A 19,112-nucleotide genomic window follows, 5' to 3' on the forward strand; every position below is an offset into this window, starting at 1 on the left:
AACGCATCGGATCAGGCGATCGAGGCGCGGTAGATCGACTCGATCGAGGCGTCCAGCGCCTGGTTGTAGGCGGCGTCGTCCTGCTGGGCGCTCAGGCCTTCGGTCAGCGCGCGGCTGAAGCTGGCGATCACGCCGGGGTTCCTGGCCAGCATGGCGTTGGCGTCGTCGCGGCTGTAGCCGCCGGACAGGGCCACGACCTTGAGCACGGCCGGGTGGTCGACCAGTTCCTGGAAGTAGCCGTCGACGCTGGGCAGGGTCAGCTTGAGCATCACCGGCGTGGCGGGATCGAGCCTGTCCAGGCGCTCGAGCAGGCCGCGCTTGAGCTCGACCTCGATCGCCTGCTTGTCGGGGCTGTTGATGTCGACCTCGGGCTCGATGATCGGCACCAGGCCGGCGGCGAGGACCTGCTGGCCCAGTTCGAACTGCTGGTCCAGCACCTCGGCGATGCCCTTGGCGTTGTTGGCCTTGATGACCGAACGTTCCTTGGTGCCGAACACGCCGCGCGCCTTGGCCCGCGCCAGCAGGTCGGCCAGGCCGGGGATCGGCTTCATCTTCTGCACGCCGTCGGCCTCGTCGGCCAGGCCCTTGTCGATCTTCAGGAACGGCACCACGCCCTTGTCTTCCCACAGGTAGGCGACCGCGTTCTTGCCGGCGAAGTCGTCGTCCATGGTGCGCTCGAACAGGATCGCGCCCAGCACGCGCTCGCCGCTGAAGGCCGGGCTGGTGACGATGCGGGTGCGCATCGCATGCACCTGCTCGAACATCTCCTGCTCGTTGGAATAGGCCGATTCGTCCACGCCGTAGAGCTTGAGCGCCTTGGGCGTGCTGCCGCCGCTCTGGTCGAGCGCGGCGATGAAACCCTTGCCGGAGGCGATGCGGTCGCGTTGCTGGGGATGGATGGCCACGGTCGGTGTCTTCCTGTGCAATGGGCGGGTCATGCGCCGGAGCCGGGCATGATAGCGCCGCCCGCCGGCGGTTGCCGGCAGGCGGGGCGATGGCACGGGATTCCGCGGGCAGGCGACGGAGTCCGGCCTGCCGCGCCGCTTCAGCTCGCTTCGTCGGCGCCTTCGTCGCCGGCCGCCGCGTCCACGATCTCGCCGGTGTGCTGGCCCAGGGTCGGCGCCGCGAAGGGTTCCGGTCCCGGCGTGCGGCCGAAGCGGATCGGACGCGCGATGCCGCGATAGCTGCCCAGGACGGGATGGCCGATCTCGGCGATCATGCCTTCGGCCAGCACCTGCGGATGCTCGAACATGTCCTCGACCTGGCGCGCCGCCGCGCAGGGCACGTCCTCGCCGAAGATCTCCTCCCACTCCAGCGCCGTGTGCGCCTGCAGCGCGCGGTGCAGCTGCGGCAGGATCTCGTCGGCGTGGCGGGCGCGCTTGCGCACGCTGTCCAGGCGCGGGTCGTCGGCCAGCGCGTCCAGGCCGGTCTTGGCGCACAGCGCGCGCCAGAAGCGCGGCGTGTTGGCCGAGATGTAGAGAAAGCCATCGCGGGTGGGATGGATGCCGGTCACGCCGCCCGAGCGCATGTCGCGGCTGATGTCGTGGTCCTCGCCCTGCGCCCAGACCATGCGCGCGGACTGCATGGTCAGCGCGCTGCGCAGCAGCGACACGCCCACGTACTGGCCCTGGCCGCTGCGCTCGCGTTCGTACAACGCCGAGGACACGCCGGCGGCCAGCAGCGCGGCCGCGTAGTAGTCCACCACCGAGCCGTAGATCAATTCCGGCGGACCGCCGCGCTTGCCCTGCATGGCGCACATGCCGGTCATGGTCTGCAGCACCTGGTCGTAGCCGGCCTTGTCCTTCAGCGGCCCGGTCTCGCCGTAGCCGGTGACTGCGCAGTACACCAGCCGCGGGTGCAGCGCCGACAGCGTCGCGTAGCCGATGCCGAGCCGTTCCGGCACACCGGGGCGGAAGTTGTGCACCAGCACGTCGGCCTCGCGCAGCAGCCGATAGAGCACCGCGCGCTCCTCGTCGCGCTTGAGGTCGAGCACCACGCCGCGCTTGCTGCGGTTCACGCCGAGGAAGGCGCGACTCTCTGCCTCCAGCGTGGATGGATAGTTGCGCAGGTTGTCGCCGCCCGGCGGCTCGACCTTGATCACCTCCGCGCCCTGGTCGGCCAGCAGCGTGCAGCCGTAGGGGCCGGCGATGTAGGCGCTCAGGTCGAGCACGCGCACGCCGCCCAGCGGGCCGGCATCGCCTTCGCGGGCGTGGTGGAAAACAGGACTCAACGGGGCCTCCGGCGGATCGTCCATGGTCGGGGGTGCGGAAGTCTTGCCGAAGGCCCGGTGCCGGGACAGCGCGCGCGCCTATCTTCTGCGTACAGGGAATCTTGCTTGAGCGCGTGGCGCATGGTCACCGCGTCCCGCAGTCGTCGTCGGCGAAGCCATCGGGCGACGGCGCCAAGTGCAGCCAGGTGAGGCGCCAGCTGCGGTCGCGGCGGCCGCCGACGGCATACCAGGGACCGAAATCGAGCGGCGCGCGGTCGTCGAAGTGCAGGCGCAGGCCGGTAGCCGATACACCTTCGGCTGGCGCCAGTTCCTCGATGCGCAGCAAGGCATCGTCGTCGGGCAGGCGCACGGTCTCGCGCGGCTTGTAGCCGTCGATCAGCCCCGTGGCATAGGCCAGCGGGCCGCGCGACAGCGCCAGCCAGGCGTTGTGCAGCACCTGCTGGCGCACCGGCGAGCCGTCCGGCGCGCGTGATTCCTGCACGTTGCGGTGCACGCGCCGGTGCACGCGCGGGCGCATCGGCAGTTCGAGCACGAGCGCGTCTCCGGCCGACCACTCGCGCTCGACGTCGGCATAGTCGCCGGCCGCCACCGCGACCGGGGCGTCATCGCCGATCGCCAGGGTCGCGCCATCGGCCCAGGCCGGCACCCGCAGGCGCAGGCGGAAGCGCGTGGGCGCGTCGGGCTCGACCTCGATGCGGATCGTGCCGGTGAAGGGATAGCCGGTGCGCTGTCGCAGCGTCGCCTCGCCGCCACCGGACAGCGGCAGCCGCGCCTGGCCCGGTCCCAGCAGGTTGGCCACCACGCCCTGCGCGTCGCTGGCCCAGGCGATCGCCGGCAGCTCCTCCAGCGCCATCGCGCCGCTGGATTTGCAGCAGCGCCAGTAGTTGGTGTGGATGCGGCGGCCGTTGGCGTAGGAGTAGTAGACCCAGTCCTCGCCGTCGGGCGCCTGCGCGCCGATCAGGTCGTTGTAGGCGCTGCGCTCGATTTCCTCGGCGTAACGGGCCTGGCCGGTGATCGCCAGCAGCTCGCGGTTGAGCTGGATCCAGGCCAGCACCGAGCAGGTCTCGATGTAGGCCTCGGGATCGAACACGCCGGCGGGGTTGAACACTTCGCGCGAGCGGTGGCCGATGCCGCCGAACGGCCCGCCGCCCAGGCTCAGGTGGTGCTCGCGGATCGCCTGCCACTGCCGGTCGAGCGCCTCGCGATAGTCGGCGCGGCCGGTGGCGCGGTGCAGGCGCGCCAGGCCGACCAGGTTCCAGCACAGCTGGTAGGCCTTGCCGGTGGCGATCTCGGAGGGATCGGCGCCGGCCAGCGCGCGGTCGAGCAGGGCCAGGCGCGGATTGGCGTTGGCCTGCTCGAGGACGCATTCGGCCAGCTGCAGGTAGCGCGGCTCGCCGGTCAGCAGGTACAGCTCCGCGGCCGGGTCGAGCAGCACCGTGGCCGACATGCCGTGGTGGTTGCCGACGCTGGTGATGTCCAGGCCGTCCTCGCAGAAGCTGCGCCAGCACAGGTCGGCGATGCGCCGCGCGGCCTCGAGGTGTTGCGGCTGGCCGAAGCAGCGGTGCACCTCGATCAGGCCCAGCAGCAGGTAGCTGTGGGTCCAGATGTCCCAGGTGCGCAGCGCCGGCTCGCCGTTCCAGCTCTCGGGCTTCGGCGGCTGCGGCACCATGAAGCGGCGCTGCGGCGCGTAGTTGCCCAGGTAGCCGTCGTCGGCCTGGACGTCGGCCAGATGGTCGGCCACGGCCAGCACGCGCGCCCGCAGCGCGGCATCGTCGCTGCGCGCCGCGGCCTTGGCCGCGGCCGCCAGCCACTTGCCGGCGTGCTCGCCGTACCAGTCGCCTTCCTCGTTGTGCTCGCGGTGGGCGGGATCGAAGATCGCGATCGCCGGGCTGTCCGGCCCGGTGATGAAGTGCGACAGCCGGCCGCGCCGGTTGGCCTCCAGCGCCTCGCCCAGCACGCCGTCCAGCCGCACCTGGCCGGGCCGCGCCGGCTGCTGCGCCTGCGCGCCGCGCTCAGCCATGGGCCGGCTCCGCGTCGACCACGCAGCGGAAGCCGACCGTGCCCGAGCGGTCCTTGCACGGCGCCATCAGCAGGTACTTGCCGTGCTGGTCGAGCCGGTAGGCCTGCGGAAAGTACCAGTGCGAGGTCTGCGGCTGGTAGCTGCTGCCGCCGCGCAGGATCGCCGCGCGGGTGTGCTCGTCGACGAACTCGTCGGTCCACTGCCAGACGTGCCCGACCAGGTCCTCGACGCCGAACGGCGACGCGCCCTGCGGATGCTGCCCGACCTCGTCGGGCGGCAGCAGGCGCCGCCCGCGGTTGACCCGCGGCACGCAGGCCTTGCTCCAGTCGTTGCCCCACGGGTACAGGCGGCCGTCGTTGCCCTGCGCGGCGTACTGCCATTCCCACTCGCGCGGCAGGCGCTTGCCGGCCCAGGCCGCGTAGGCGCGCGCGTCCTCCAGCGACACCCAGGTCACCGGCCGATGTTCCCAGCCCGGGCGCGGCGCCCCGTCGACCCAGTGGCGCAGGAAGTTGGCCGCGTCGCGCGGCGCGTAGCCGCTATCGCGCACGAAGCGCTGGAACTGCGCGTTGGTCACCGGATGCCGGTCTATGTGGAACGCCGGCACCTGCATGCGCCGGTGGTGGTGGCGGCGCGGCGCGGGTTCCCAGGGGTACTGCACGTCCACGCCGGCCCAGTTGAAGCCCTCGATCTCGATGCCATCGACCTTGAACAGGAATTCGCCTGCCGGCACCGTGACCATGCCCTCGGGCGCGGTCGCCCGCGGCGCGGTCGGCGCGACCTCGACCATCGCCTGCGGCAGCGCCCGCCAGGCCGCCGAATGCGCATTGAGCGGCTGCGCCGCCTGCGCGGCGACGACGGCGAGGTAGTCCTCCAGGCCGGGTTCCACGGCGCCCGGCGCCAGCGCCAGCACCGCGCCGAAACCGCGCGCCTCCAGCGGCAGTTCCAGCAGCGCCTGGCCGTCGACCACGCGCGGCGACAGCGCGCGGCCGTGCCAGACGTCCCAGTAGCGTGTGCCGTCGACATGCTCGATCGCGAACTGCTCGCCGTCCACGTCGTATTCGTTGCGGTTGGCCATCGTCCACAGCACCCGGCCGTCGCCGGGGAAGCGGCTGATGAACACGTTGCGCTGCGCGCTTTGCTGGTAGGGCGCCCAGTCCATGCTGACCACCAGCGACGGGAACTGCCGGTAGATGGTGGCGATGCGGCGCAGCGCTTCGGCGTTGCGCGGGGTGAACTGGTTCCAGATGCCCCAGATGTTTTCCCAGGCGTTGTAGCCGATGCCGTTGAGGAAGCAGTACTGCAGGTCGTGGGTGCGGTCGCGGCCCCAGCGGTTCTCGTAGTTGACCATGTGGCGCGGCTCGAGCCACTTCCACTTCGACACCGGCGGCACCGGGCCGTCGGGCGCCTTCTTGCCCCAGCTCTGCACGTTCCAGATCAGCTGCTCCTCGGCGCTGATCGTCGATTCTGGCTGCACCACCACCGGATGCCCGAGCCGATCGCAGGCGTCGAAGAACGCGCGCGGCACGCCGTTGAAGGTGTCGCCGTTGATGCCGTCGGCGCCGACCGCCTTCACGATCGCCGCCAGGCCGTCCCAGTGCGTGCAACCGGGGTCGCGGGTGCCGTGATCCCAGGGTTTGGCCGGCAGGAACACCTTGACCCCGCGCCGGTGGAAGGCATCGACCGCGCGCTTGAGGCCTGCCAGGCCGCCGGGCAGGTCGTGCGCCAGGTCGAACTGGTTGCGGTCGTCGATGCCGATGTTGGGGTAGATGTACCAGATCAGCACAGAATCGAGGCCACCGAAGCGCCGCTCGAGATCGTCGAGGTAGCGATCGACCGTGTACTCGCCCGTCCCGACGTCGAAGAAGTGACGGTCCTCGACCATCATCTGCGCGTGCACGAAGTTGCGCTGCGCCCACTGCAGTTCCGGGCGCCGGTAGTGGGCGTCGTCGTAACCGATGCGCACCAGGTGTTCGCGGCGCCAGTCCCGCAGTTCGGCCAGCCAGTCGGCGGCGCTTTCGTTGGCGTCGATCATCCACTGGCCGATGTCGGCGAACGGCCAGCCCGGCGCCTTGCCCGGCGTGGGCAGGTAGCGGCCGGTGGTGACGTGCGAGAACTTGTACTCGCTGCGCAGCGGCGCCGGGCCGTGGTCGGCGTCGGCGGGATCGGATTCGGGGATGTCGTAGGGGGAGGTCATGGCGTCATCGAATCGTAGGGGAATGCCGGAATGTCCGCAGGCGATCCGCGCGGGCGTCGTGACAGGCAAGGCGCGCACGCAGCGCCGTGCGTGGTCGCCACGCTAGCGTCCGCGGCGCGCGGCGCGCGGCCGCCGCGACGGAATCGGCTGCGCGGCCAGCTGCAGCACCGCCTCGTGCTGCGGAATGCTCGACTGCGCGCCTGCCGCGGTGCAGGCCAGCGCCGAGGCCGCGCTGGCCTCGCGCAGGGCCTGCCGCAGCGGTTCGCCGCGGGCCAGCGCGGCCACCATCGCGCCGCAGAAGGTGTCGCCGGCCGCGGTTGTGTCGACCACGTCCACGGCGAACGCCGGCTGGCGCAGGAACGCATCGCCCTGGCGCGCCACGCAGCCGTCGCCGCCGAGGGTGACGATCGCGCAGGGCACCGGCAGGCGCCGCAGCGCGGCTTCCAGGTCGGCGGTGTCGCCGGCCAGCATCGCCAGCTCGCCCTCGTTGACCACCAGGATGTCGACCGCGGCCAGCAGCCGCGCCGGCAGCGCCCGCGCGGGTGCGGCGTTGAGCACGACGGTGACGCCGGCCGCGCGCGCGCTTTCGGCCCAGGCGGTGACGCTGGACAGCGGGGTTTCGAGCTGCAGTAGCAGGTGGCTGATGCCGTCGAGCGGCGGCAGGTCCTCGGCGGCGAGCAGATCGTTGGCGCCGGGCGCGACCACGATCGAGTTCTCGCCCGAGGCGGCGATGCAGATGAAGGCCACGCCGCTGGCGGTGCCAGGCGCGCGCTTTTCCGCCAACGCCACGCCCGCCTCGCGCAGCGAGTCGCGCAGGCGCGCGCCCTGCGGATCGTCGCCGAGCGCGACCAGCATGGTGGTGGGCGCATCGCCGGCCCGCGCGCTGGCCACGGCCTGGTTGGCGCCCTTGCCGCCGGGAAAGGTCTGCAGGTCGCCGCCCAGCACCGTTTCGCCCGGCGCCGGCGCGCGCGGCGCGCGCACCACGAAATCGAGATTGGCCGAACCGGCCACCAGCACGCGGGTCCGCGGCATCGCGTTCATGGCGCGAGCACCTGCTGCACGTGGTTGTAGAAGGGCAGCGCGACGCGCGGCAGGTCGGCGTCCGCATCGCCGGGCAAGTGCTGCAGCATCAGCAGGCCGATGCCGGCGCTGGCCGGGTCGATCACGAAATAGGTCGAGGCCGAACCGGTCCAGCCGGCCTGCCCCGCGGCGCCGGTGCGGCCGATCGCCGCCGGGTCGAGCAGCACCGACAGCCCCAGGCCGAAGCCGCGGCCGCGGCCGTCCTCGATCCAGGGATGCGCCAGGCCCATCGGCGCGAGCTGGTCGTGCAGCATCGCCTCGGCCAGGTCGGCGGGCAGCAGCCTGGCGTCGCCGTGGCGGCCGCGCGCCAGCAGCATGCGCGCGAAGGCCAGGTAGTCCGATGCGGTCGAGTACAGCCCACCGGCCGCGCTGGGATACGGGCGCAGCGCGGTGCCGGGCACGTGCCCGGGCGGTTCGATCGCCGGCACCAGCCGGCCGCGCGCATCGACCCGGCCCAGCTCCACCAGGCGATGGCGCTGGCCGGCGGGCACCTCGAAGCCGGTGTCGGCCATGCCCAGCGGATCGAAGAACGTGGCCTGCAGGTAGGCGTCCAGCGACTGCCCGCTCCAGACCTCGACCAGCCGGCCGAGCACGTCGGTGGCCAGCCCGTCGTAGACGAAGCGCAGCCCCGGGTCGCGTTCCAGCGGCACGCTGCCGGCGCGGACGACCAGGTCGGCCAGGTCGCGGCTGCGCTCCAGCTGCGCGGCCTCGCGCCGCTGCAGCGCCTCGCCCCCGCCCACCGCGAAACCGGCGGTATGGGTGAGCAGGTGGCGCACCGTCACCGGCGTCGCCGGATCGCGCAGGCGCCCCTCGTCGAGCACCTGCAGCCCGGCCAGCGCCGGCAGGTGCGCGGCGACCGGATCGTCCAGGCCGGCATGGCCTTCGCCGACCAGGCGCAGCGCCGCGGCCGAGACGATCGGCTTGGTCATCGAATGGATGCGGTAGATCGCGTCGCGGCGCAACGGCCGGGTGCGTGCGAGGTCGGCATGCCCGAGGGCGAGGTCGACCAGCACGGCGTCCTGGGTGGCGATCAGCAGGTGCGCGCCGGGATAGCCGCCTGCCAGCACCGTTTCGCGCAGCCAGCGCGCGGATCCGGTTGCGGGCATCGCCTCGGCCGACCCGGGCCGCACTGCGGCGTCGTGCGCGGTCGCCGCGGCTGGCGCCAGCGCGAAAGCCAGGGCAAGCAGCAGTCCGGAGCAGGCGGCGCGGGGCAGGATCAAGAGGCTTCTCCATGCACGCCGGCGTGGCGGCGCGCGAACGACAACGTCCGCAAGGCCCGACCACGTCGCGCCCGGCGGTCGCCACGGGCGCGGCGCGGGACCGGCCCCCGCGGACGGCATCCGGCGGTAGGCCGGATGCCGCGGGCTTCGATCAGAACTTGATCGTGTGGGTCAGCGACACCATGCGGCCACGGCCGGCCCAATAGTTCTGCCAGCCCGGCAGCTGCGACCAGGTCAGCACGTACTGCTTGTCGAGCAGGTTCTCGACGCCCAGCGACAGGTTGCCGAAGCGGCCGGTGTCGTAGTTCACGCTCAGGTCCCACAGCGCGTAGCCGTAGGTGTCCTCTTCGTTGGCGTAGGTGTTGCCGTTGGCCGGGTTGGCGTAGGTCTCGCGCAGGTCGCGCGAGAAGGTGCGGGTCACGCCCAGGGTCGCATCCAGCGCATCGGTGGGCGTCCAGGTCACCGAGGCGGTCACCTTGTCCGGCGAGATGTCGAGGATGCCCATCTCGCGCTCCAGGCCCGAACCGGGGAAGTACTCGGTCTGGCCGCGGATGCGCGAGTACAGCAGGCTGCCCTTCCACTGCTCGCTGAAGGTCCAGCCGCTGCTGAACTCGAAGCCCTCGATCTCCACCGGCGCGCGGGTGAGGATGAAGTCCTCGGTCTCCGGGTCGATGGTCAGGCTGGAGCCGAAGTCGGAGGTGGAGCGGTACACCGAGGCGCCGAACTGGCCGCGGGCGCCGCGCCAGTTCACGCCGACCTCGCGGTTCTCGGTGATCAGCGGCTGCAGGTCGGCCACGCAGGCCACGGCCTTGCACGGGCTGGTGGCCTGGATGTTGCGCAGCGGGATGCCGACGTTGGCGATGCCGAAACCCTCGGCGTAGGAGGCGAACACCGACCATTCGTCGCCGATGCGCCAGATCGCCCCGAAGTTGGGCATGTTGGCCTTGTAGTCCAGCGTGCCGCCCTGCACCGGCGTGTTGTCGCGGTAGGCGGTGGTGGTGTAGCTGTCGATCTGCAGCTCGCCGTCCTCGCGGCGGATGCCCGCGTCCAGGGTCACCGGGCCGATGTCCCAGCTCAGCTGCACGTACGGCGCCAGGCTGCTGTACTCCATCGGCGGCACCCACACGCGGTCGGTCAGTGCCAGGCGCTGCGCCGCGGTGTCCTCGACCAGGTCGATGCCAGTGCGCACGCGCAGGCCCTCGACGCCGAACAGGTCGCCGTAGGCGTAGCCCAGGCGCAGGCCCTTTTTCTCCGAGACGATCTCGGACTGGTCCCAGATGCGCTCGGCTTCCGGCGGCGGCGGCTTGACCAGCTGGCGGTCGGAGCCGTTCTCGGGCAGGTAGCGCATCGCCTGGTCGGCCCAGTAGGCGTCCACGCTCAGGTCGCCGCCGAAGAAGTCGGCGTTGGTGTACTTCACCGCGAACTGCTGGAAGTCGTTGAACTCGGCCAGCGAGCCGGCGATCTGGCCGCGCTCGGAGGTGTTGGTGGTCGGCACCGGGCACTCGACCGGATCGAAGCGGCAGCCCTCGACCTGCACGTAGTTGTGCTTGCCGCCGATGTGGAAGTCGCTGTAGCTGGCCTGGATGCGCTGGGTCTGGCCTTCGCCGAAGTTGTAGCCGCCCTTGACGAACAGGTTCTTGGTGTAGGAATCCGACAGCGAGCCGGAGGTGTTCATGCCGATCCGGCGGCCGTCGCCGTCGTAGGAGATGCCGCGGTCGATGTAGGCGGCGCTGACCAGGAAGTCGGCCGCATCGCCGCGGTAGGCGTGGGTCACGCCGAACTTGTACTGCGCGCTGTCGCCCTCGAACTGGCTGCCGACGCGGGTGCTGACCGTGGTCTCGTGGCCGTCCTGGTCCGGCACGCGGGACAGGTAGTTGATGACGCCGCCGGCGCCGCCGATGCCCTCGGCCGCGGACGGGCCGTTGATCACCTCGATGCGGCCGATCACGCCCATGTCGGTGAAGGTGCCGTTGCGGGTGCCCTCGCGCAGCGGCGAGCCCTGCGGCACGCCGTCGAACAGGCGCAGCGCGATGCGGCCGCGCAGGGTTTCGCCGGAGTTGCTCATCGCCTGCGAGGATTCGGAATAGCCCGGCACCATGCGCGCCAGCACCGCGGTCGCGTCCTCGGTGATGTTGAGGTTGCGCTGCACCTGCTCGGGCGTGATCACGCTGATCGCGCCGGGGATCTTGTCGATCGAGGTCGCCACGCGGGTGCCGGTGACGATGACGTTGTCGAGCCGGGTGACTTCCGTCTCGCGGTCGGCCTGTGCGTCCTGGGCGGACTGGGCGAAGGCCGGCGCGGGCGCCAGCGAGGCGGCCAGCGCGATCGCGATCGCGGAGCTGAGGGGCTTGAGCATGGGATGCGACTCCATCGATCCGGCCGGGCGCGTGGGTACCGGCAGGTCGTTGCTGTATCTGTCAGGGTCCACGATGCGTCCGCCTCCCCACCGTCGGCGCCCGTGTGCTGTCGTGTGCGGGCCCGCGGGCCAGCGACATTGCGGCGAAGCCTATGCGCCGCCTGCGCGCGAATGAACCGGCGCGCCCTATGTTCAGAAGCTAGTTTTTATTGGCTACGAACACAGGAAAGATTGCTGCTTTGCAACATCGGCGTCACGCCGGGCTCCGTCGCGCCGGCAAGGGCCTGCGCGACCGCCTGGCATTCCTCGCGCAGGGCCGCGACCACGCGCGCGCGTACGCTGCTTGCCGACCAGACCATGCCGATGCAGCGCGCCTCGCTCGCCTCCGGCAGGCGCAGCCGCGCCAGCCGCAGTCCCTCGGGCCACGGCGGCAGCCAGTCGGGCACCAGCGACACGCCCAGGCCGCGGTCGACCATCACCGCGATCGAGTTCAGCGCATTGAGCTCGAAGCGCTCGCGCGGGACGATGCCGACCCGGCGCAGGTAGTCCTCGGCCAGGCGCCCGCCCCACTGGTGGCGGTCGTAGCGGATCAGCGGCTCGCTGGCGAGTACCTCGTGCGGGTCGCGATGGGCGAAGGCCTCGGGCACCAGCACCACCAGCGGCTCCTCACGCAGCAGTTCCCAGCGACAGGTCTTCGGCAGTTCGAACGGCGCCTGCAGCACCAGGGCCGCGTCGAGCTCGCCGCGCTCGACGTCGCCGTAGAGTTCGGCCGAATGCCCCGGCTTGATGAACACGTTGATCTGCGGCAGCCGGCTGACCATGCGCGCCAGCACGTCGGGCAGCATGCCCACCAGCACGGTCGGGCAGGCGCCCAGGCGCAGTTCGCCGGCGATCGCGCCATCGTTGGCGACGCTGCGCAGGTCGGAGACGTCGCGCAGCAGCCCGCGCACGCGCTCGAGGATGCGCGCGCCCTCTTCGGTGACGTTGACCGTGCGCCCGGCGCGGGCGATCAGCGGCACGCCCAGCTCGCGCTCCAGGGTGCGGATCTGCTGCGCCACCGCCGCCGGCGTGATGTTGAGGAACCTCGCCGCGGCAGCCATCGAGCCGCGGTCCACCACGTTGACGAACGTATAGAGAAACTGGGTATCCATGACATCCCCTGCGGCGGCGCCAGTGTGCCGGGAACGGCCCGCACCGGCGCGGGCCGAAAGGCATGGCCCGCGCGCCGGGACGCGGCGGCGGGCGGCCCCGGTTCAGCCGGGCCGGGGCGCCGGCGAATGGATGGTGAGGCCTTCGAGCGAACGCGTGGTGGCGGGGAAGAACAGGCTGGCGATGTAGCCGATCACGATGCACAGCGCGATCGAGATCGCCAGGTAGAAGTACGGGTGCACCAGGTCCATCGACCAGCACGCCAGGGTGATCAGGATCGAGGCCGCCACGCCGATCGCCACGCCCGCCGAATTCGCCCGCCGGGTGAACATCCCCAGCGTGTAGGCACCGGCGAAGCCGCCGCCGAGCAACCCGGCCAGCTCGATGGAGACATCGAACAGCGAGTGGATGTCGTAGCGGCTCATCACCAGCGCGATCGCGATGCCGACCAGGCCCACCACCACCCCCGACCATTCCGCGATGCGCAGGGCGGTCTTCTCGTCCGGGTTGCGCGCCAGCTTCTGGTAGAAGTCCACCGACACCAGGGTCGAGACCGAGTTGATGATGCTCGACAGGGTCGACATCGCGGCGGCGAAGATGCCGGCGATGATCAGGCCGGTGACGCCGGCCGGCAGCTCGGCGGCGATGAACAACGGGAAGGTCGCGTCGATCGGCAGCAGCGGGTTGAGCCGTTCGGGGTTGTCGCGGTAGTACATCCACAGCGCGGTGCCGATGCCGTAGAAAACGATGCCGCCCGGGATCATGATCGCCGCGAAGGTCCAGATCGAGCGCCCGGCGGCCTTGTCGTCCTTCGTCGACAGGGTGCGCTGCATCAGCACCTGATCCTTGGGGAAGGTCAGCACCACGTCGAACACGACCAGGAAGATGAAACCCCAGACCGTGGCCTTGGTGAGGTCGAAGCTGAAGTCGAACAGCCGGGTCTTGTCCTCCGCGGCGGCGGCGGCCATCAGCGAGGACAGGTCGCCGCCGGCGCTCCAGAAGATGAAGCCGATCGCGAACAGGGCGCCGCCGAACATCACGAACACCTGCACCACGTCGGTCCAGATCACCGCCCTGGAACCGCCGATGGTGGAATAGATGATGGTGAACACGCCCATCACCATGATCGACCAGACCACGTCCAGGCCGGTGATGGTGGAGATCGCCAGCGCCGGCAGGAACAGGATCACGCTCATGCGGCTGCCGATCTGCATCACGATGCACAGCGCGCTGGCGAGCATGCGGATGGTCGGATGGAAGCGCGTCTCCAGGTAGGAGAACACGCTCATCAGGTCGAGCCGCCGCAACAGGGGGACGATCCACACCGCCACGAACATCAACCCGAGCACCGCGATCAGGTTGTTGGTCATGTACTGCCAGTTGGTGTCGAAGGCCTTGGCCGGGATGGCGATGAAGCTGATCGAACTGGTGTTGGTGGCGTACAGGCTGATGCCCGCCGCCCAGAACGGGATGCTGCGGCCGCCGACGAAGAACTCCGATTCCGAACCGGTCTGGCCCTTGAAGTAGAAGTAGCCGCCGATGCCGAGCATCGCCACCAGGTAGACCACGATGACGGTCCAGTCCAGCCAGCCCACCAGTTGCTGGCCGGTCCGGATCTGCTGCGCGTGCAGGCGGCCGGCGCCGTCCTGCAGGACCACGCCGTTGCGCCAGCCGGCCACCAGGCCGGCGCCGGCGGGCAGCTGCGCGGGCAGTTCGCTCCAGGCACCGGTGATGGTGTGGAACAGCCGCAGCGACGCCACGCCGCCGGAACGCGCCGAGCCGGCCGCATAGAGCAGGTGCGCCTGGCCGATCGGCCAGGCCGGTCCCGCGACGATCGCGGCCGGCACCGCGCCGCGGTCGGCCCAGCCCGCGGCTGGCGTCCACTGCCGCAGATGGCCGTCCTGCGCGACCAGGTACAGGGCGAATTTCTGCGCGCCCAGCGCAGCGGGTGCCGCGGCTCCCGGCCAGCCGCCGTGCTCGAGCCAGGCGGCATCGGTGCCGTCGATCGCCCGCGACCACAGGCCGGCACCGCCCTCCTCGCGCCCGGCCAGGTACAGGCGGCCGTCGAGCACGGCCATGCGCGGCTCGCCAGCGAGCTGCGCAGGCGCGCCCAGGCTTGCGTGGCGCAGAGCGCCGTTGCGCCAGACCAGCGAATGGATCCGCAGGGCGTCGTCGTGCTTAAGCAGCAGCCAGCTGCGCCCGGCGTGCTGGGCGGCATCGAGGACGCGCGCGCCGGCAAGAGCAGGCAGCTCGACCGGCGCCCATTGCCGCTCGGAGGCATCGAGCAGCCAGCCGTGGCCATCGCCCAGCGCCAGCGGCCGGTCCTCGACGGTGACCAGGGATCGGACCTGCGCCCCCGCGGGCAGCGCCGGCAGCGCGGTCCCTTCGACCGAAGCCAGGCTCTCGGCGCGCGCCAGCGCGGGAATGCACAGCAGCAGCCAGAGGCCCAGCGCGGCCAAGGCGCGGAGGCCGGCGTTACCTGGCGGATGGAACATCATCGGGCACCTGGCGAAAGCACGAACAGCACGCCAGGGCGGGCGCGTTCGAAGGGGGAAGGACGACACGCGGTCAGCGGCCCGCGCCAGCGGAATCGCCCCTGCGGGCGGCGGCCTCGACGAGGTTGCGGGCACGCTGCAGGTAGGGCGCATCGATCATGCGCCCGGCCACCGCGAAGACCGCCCGCGATTCTCGCCCGGCCGCGTCCGCCGCCGCCACCACGTCGCGTGCCCGCGCCAGCTCGTCCGGGTCGATGGCGAACACCGCGTTGGCCAGCGGCACCTGGCGCGGATGGATGCAGCTCTTGCCGACGAAGCCCAGGCGCTGCGCCATCCGCGCCTCGCGCTCGAAGCCTGCGTCGTCGTCCAGCGCCGGCCAGGCGCCGTCGCAGGCGAACACCCCGGCCTCGGCCGCCGCCATGGCCAGGTCGAACATCACCGCGTGCACGTTGGCGCCGTCGCGTCCTACCCCATAGGGCTCGAACAGGTCGCCCAGCCCCAGCTGCAGCCCGGCCACGCGCGGATGCGCGGCGGCGATGGCGGCAGCCCGGCGCAGGCCGCGCGGAGTCTCGATGTTGAGCAGCAGGCGCGGTGCGCGCGGGCCATCCGTGCCGCCCTCGAGCCGTTCCAGCAACGCGCCCACCGCCTGCACCTGCTCGGGCGATTCGATCTTGGGCAGGTTGATCAGGTCCGGTCGCACCGGCGCCAGTGCCTGCATGTCGGCGGCGAAGTGGGCCGAGTCGACGGCGTTGACCCGCACGATCGCCAACTTCCCGCCGGCGATGGGGGAGCGGCCGGCGAGGAAGGCGGCCACGTCGGCGCGCGCCGCGGCCTTGCGGTCCTCGGCCACGGCGTCCTCGAGGTCGAACGACACCGCGTCCGCGGCGCCGGCCCAGGCCTTGGCGAACAGGTCCGGGCGTGCGCCCGGTACGAACAGCTTGCTGCGCATCACCCCTCCCGCGATCGCGGCCAGTGTGCGCAATCCACACTGCGATCAAAGATGGCGTTCCGATGTTCAGAAGATAATTTTGCTTGCGTTCGCTTGCCGGCCCGGGGCCGCTGCTGCAAGCTGGCCGACCCTCGATCCCGGCCTCCGCACGCCGTCTGGAACCAGCATGGGCCCGCATTCCTCCACGATCGCCCGCCTTGACCGCACGCCTGCCCCGGCGCGCGCGGCGGTGCGCGCGGTCCTCCCGCGATGAGCCGCTTCCTGCCGCCCTGGCTGCAGGCCTGGCTGGGCGAACTCACCGCGCTGGTGCAGGTGGTGGTGGTGGTGCTGTGCGCCCTGCTGCTGCGCTGGCTGCTGCTGCGCGTGGTCAAGCGCGTGGCCGCGCGCTACGAGCTGCCGGCCGAGATCGTGATCATCGCCCGGCGCACGATCGGCTTCCTGGTCGGGTTCGCCGCGCTGCTGCTGGTGCTGCGCGTGCTGGGCGTGTCGGGCGCGGTGCTGTGGGGCGCGTTCACCGGCTTCGCCACGGTGGCGGCGGTCGCCTTCTTCGCGCTGTGGAGCGTGCTGACCAACGTGTTCTGCGCGCTGCTGATCCTGATCACGCGGCCGTTCCGCCTGCTCGACCACATCGAACTGGTGGAAAGCGGCGACAAGGCCGGGCTGCGCGGGCGGGTGATCGACATGAACCTGGTCTACGTGACGCTCGAGGAAACCCATCCGGCGGGCGGCGAGAGCGTGCTGCGCGTGCCCAACAGCCTGTTCTTCCAGCGCGCGACCCGGCGCTGGCGCGGCGAGCCGGTTCCGCAGCTCCAGGCCAGCGCCGCCGATCCCTCGGCTGGCGACGACAGCAGCCCGCGGCCGCCAAGTGGCGGCGGCGGGAGTGCGGTGATGGGCAACTTTCCGTAGCGTCGCACGGTGGGCAGCACGTCCCACCCGGGGGTTTTTCGATGCACCTCCCACGGGGCGCGTAGCTCCGGATGGGCCGCAGCGCCCCGGGCGGGAGTGGCGCACCGCTCGGGCAGACATCCTTGTCCGCACTCGCGGCCGCGGCACATCCATGTGCCGCTTGCGCCACCTCCGCCTGGGTCACTGCGGCATCGCGACTTGGATGTCGTTTCTTCGGCTAGGAGCTGTGAGCGTTTCGCTTTTGCCCGTCATGACCGCTAAACGGACAGATGTCCGTCGGCCCGGGCGGCCCCGGTCGGAATGCGTAGTCCGCACACGACGGTCCGCCCCGGATGCCGTGCTCGCATACGATGCGGGTTCCCGTGCCACGGACCTGCCCATGCCCCGTCCCGCCCTCGCCCTGTTCGCACTTGCACTGGTCCCCGCGCTGTCCCTGGCGCAGGCGCGGCCCGACCTCGATGCCGCGGCGCAGGCCGTGCAGCCGAAGGTCGTGGAGTGGCGCCGCGACCTGCACCGGCATCCGGAACTGGGCAACGAGGAAACCCGCACCGCGCGCGTGGTCGCCGACCACCTGCGCGCGCTGGGCCTGGAGCCGCGCACCGGCATCGGCCCGACCGGGGTGGTGGCGGTGCTCAAGGGCGCGCGCCCCGGCCCGCGCATCGCCCTGCGCGCCGACATGGACGCGCTGCCGGTGACCGAAGCCACCGGCCTGCCGTTCGCCTCCACCGTGAAGAGCGAGTACCGCGGGCAGCCGGTCGGGGTGATGCACGCCTGCGGCCACGACCTGCACGTGGCGATCCTGATGGGCGTGGCCGAGGCCCTGGCCGGCATGCGCGAGCAGCTCGCCGGCGAGGTGATGTTCGTATTCCAGCCGGCCGAGGAAGGCCCGCCGGTGGCGGGCGAGGTCGCGGGCGCGAAGCGGATGCTCGACGAGGGCATCTTCGATGACTTCAAGCCCGATGCGGTGCTGGGCCTGCACGTGTGGTCTCGGCTGCATGCCGGCCAGCTCGGCGTACGCGCGGGGCCCTTCATGGCCAGCGCCGACGAGTGGACGCTGAAAATCCGGGGCCGCCAGACCCACGGCTCGCAGCCGTGGGCGGGCGTGGATCCGCTCACCGTGGCCGCGCAGGTGCTGCTGGGGGCGCAGTCGATCATCGCCCGCCAGGTCGACATCACCGCGCACCCGGTGGTGCTCACCGCCGGCCAGATCCAGGGCGGCACCCGCTTCAACATCATTCCCGACGAGGCGACGATGGTGGGCACGCTGCGCACCTTCGACCCGGGCGTGCGCGAGGACGTGATCGCGCGCCTGCGCAACACGGCCGAGCACTTCGCCGCCGCCAGCGGCGCGACCGCCACGCTCGAGGTCGCGGGCAATGCACCCTCGACCAGCAACGATCCGGCCCTGCTCGAACGCCTGCGGCCGTCGCTGGAAGCGGCCGCGGGCCAGGGCAACGTGGTCGAGGTGCCGCGCTACACCATCGCCGAGGATTTCTCGCAGTTCGCCAACGTGGTGCCGGGGCTGTACTTCTTCGTCGGCACCACCCCGCGCGGCCAGCCGCTGGAATCGGCGCCGATGAACCACTCGCCGCAGTATGCGCCGGACGAATCCGCGCTCGACCTGGGCCTGCGCGCGATGCTGCAGGCCACCGTGGATTTCCTGGGCGGCGGCTGAGGCCTACAGCCCCAGCCACTGGCGCAGCGGATGCGCCGGATCGGCCAGCAGGCGCAGCGCCAGCGCGATCGACACCACCACCAGCAGCGGCCGGATCACGCGCGCGCCCTGGCGCATGGCGAAATGCGACCCCAGGCGCGCGCCGATCCACTGCCCCACGCCCATCACCAGGCCCACCTTCCACAGCACCGCGCCGGCCGCCAGGAACACCGCCAGCGCGCCGACGTTGGAGCCGAAGTTGAGGAACTTGGTGTGGGCCGTCGCCTTGAGAATGCCGAAGCCGGCCAGAGACACGAAGCCCAGCATCAGGAACGAGCCGGTACCCGGCCCGAACACGCCGTCGTAGAAGCCGATCGCCGGCACGAACGCCAGGCCGAACAGCAGCGGGCTGATCCGCCGGTGCCGCTCGAGTTCGCCGACCCCGCGCTTGAGCCCGAAGTACAGCGCGATGGCGACCAGCAGCAGCGGCAGCACCGCGCGCAGCCAGTCGGTGGGCATCGCCGTCGCGAGCAGGGCGCCGCCGGCCGCGCCGGCCGCGGCGGCCAGCGCCATGCGCCACTGCGTGCGCAGGTCGACGTGGCCGCCGCTCGCATAGCTCCAGCTGGCCGCGCCCGAGCCGAACACCGCCTGCAGCTTGTTGGTGCCCAGCACCTGCAGCGGCGGAATGCCGGCCAGCAGCATCGCCGGGATGGTGACCATGCCGCCGCCGCCGGCGATCGCATCGATGAAGCCGGCCAGCAGCGCAGCCAGGAACAGCCACGCCAGCGCCTGCAGGGCGAGTTCGTACACGGAAGCGGGACAGGGAGATCGCGCGGGTGCCGCGCGGGAGGCCGGATTG

12 protein-coding genes and 1 pseudogene are annotated in these 19,112 nt (G+C 71.6%); 2 read left to right on the forward strand and 11 right to left on the reverse strand.

What is annotated here, in order from left to right:
- Positions 1 to 11 precede the first annotated feature (11 nt).
- The 10 genes from Q0863_RS10100 to Q0863_RS10145 form a co-directional block, all read right to left on the reverse strand.
- Positions 12 to 905, reverse strand: a complete 894-nt coding sequence (locus tag Q0863_RS10100; protein WP_298577720.1) for a fructose bisphosphate aldolase — start codon at positions 903 to 905, stop codon at positions 12 to 14.
- Between the two features lie 140 nt (positions 906 to 1,045).
- Complete coding sequence (locus Q0863_RS10105) at positions 1,046 to 2,230, reverse strand: CoA transferase (protein ID WP_298577721.1); 1,185 nt, start codon at positions 2,228 to 2,230, stop codon at positions 1,046 to 1,048.
- A 124-nt stretch (positions 2,231 to 2,354) separates the two neighbouring features.
- Positions 2,355 to 4,250: a beta-L-arabinofuranosidase domain-containing protein gene (locus tag Q0863_RS10110; protein ID WP_298577722.1), complete on the reverse strand. Its 1,896-nt coding sequence runs from the start codon at positions 4,248 to 4,250 to the stop codon at positions 2,355 to 2,357.
- Entirely contained in the window at positions 4,243 to 6,444 is a 2,202-nt protein-coding gene (locus Q0863_RS10115; RefSeq protein WP_298577723.1) for an SUMF1/EgtB/PvdO family nonheme iron enzyme, read from the reverse strand. The genes Q0863_RS10110 and Q0863_RS10115 overlap by 8 nt, the downstream gene beginning before the upstream one ends.
- A 102-nt stretch (positions 6,445 to 6,546) precedes the next feature.
- A complete protein-coding gene (locus Q0863_RS10120; protein WP_298577724.1) occupies positions 6,547 to 7,485 on the reverse strand; it encodes a ribokinase in 939 nt (312 codons plus the stop codon).
- A complete protein-coding gene (locus tag Q0863_RS10125; protein ID WP_298577725.1) occupies positions 7,482 to 8,744 on the reverse strand; it encodes a serine hydrolase domain-containing protein in 1,263 nt (420 codons plus the stop codon). The genes Q0863_RS10120 and Q0863_RS10125 overlap by 4 nt, the downstream gene beginning before the upstream one ends.
- A gap of 151 nt (positions 8,745 to 8,895) precedes the next feature.
- A complete protein-coding gene (locus Q0863_RS10130) occupies positions 8,896 to 11,172 on the reverse strand; it encodes a TonB-dependent receptor (RefSeq protein WP_298577726.1) in 2,277 nt (758 codons plus the stop codon).
- A gap of 134 nt (positions 11,173 to 11,306) precedes the next feature.
- The gene (locus Q0863_RS10135) at positions 11,307 to 12,251 is read right to left on the reverse strand and encodes a LysR family transcriptional regulator (RefSeq protein ID WP_298577727.1); all 945 of its coding nucleotides are present in this window, start codon (positions 12,249 to 12,251) and stop codon (positions 11,307 to 11,309) included.
- Positions 12,252 to 12,353: 102 nt separating this feature from the next.
- Positions 12,354 to 14,744 (reverse strand): sodium:solute symporter, encoded by a 2,391-nt coding sequence (locus Q0863_RS10140; protein ID WP_298577728.1) that lies wholly within the window; start codon positions 14,742 to 14,744, stop codon positions 12,354 to 12,356.
- Positions 14,745 to 14,817: 73 nt separating this feature from the next.
- Entirely contained in the window at positions 14,818 to 15,693 is an 876-nt protein-coding gene (locus Q0863_RS10145; RefSeq protein ID WP_298577729.1) for a CoA ester lyase, read from the reverse strand.
- Between the two features lie 249 nt (positions 15,694 to 15,942).
- Between Q0863_RS10145 and Q0863_RS10150 the strand changes: the two are divergent.
- Positions 15,943 to 16,482: pseudogene (locus Q0863_RS10150) on the forward strand (mechanosensitive ion channel family protein); the annotation flags it as partial.
- Between the two features lie 496 nt (positions 16,483 to 16,978).
- Positions 16,979 to 18,274 (forward strand): amidohydrolase, encoded by a 1,296-nt coding sequence (locus Q0863_RS10155; RefSeq protein WP_298577730.1) that lies wholly within the window; start codon positions 16,979 to 16,981, stop codon positions 18,272 to 18,274.
- A gap of 3 nt (positions 18,275 to 18,277) precedes the next feature.
- Here Q0863_RS10155 and Q0863_RS10160 read toward each other — a convergent pair whose 3' ends face one another.
- On the reverse strand, positions 18,278 to 19,063 hold the full coding sequence (locus tag Q0863_RS10160) for a TSUP family transporter (RefSeq protein WP_298577731.1): 786 nt from the start codon (positions 19,061 to 19,063) through the stop codon (positions 18,278 to 18,280).
- Positions 19,064 to 19,112: the final 49 nt, after the last annotated feature.

This window comes from uncultured Luteimonas sp. (assembly GCF_947492465.1).
GTDB lineage: Bacteria > Pseudomonadota > Gammaproteobacteria > Xanthomonadales > Xanthomonadaceae > Luteimonas.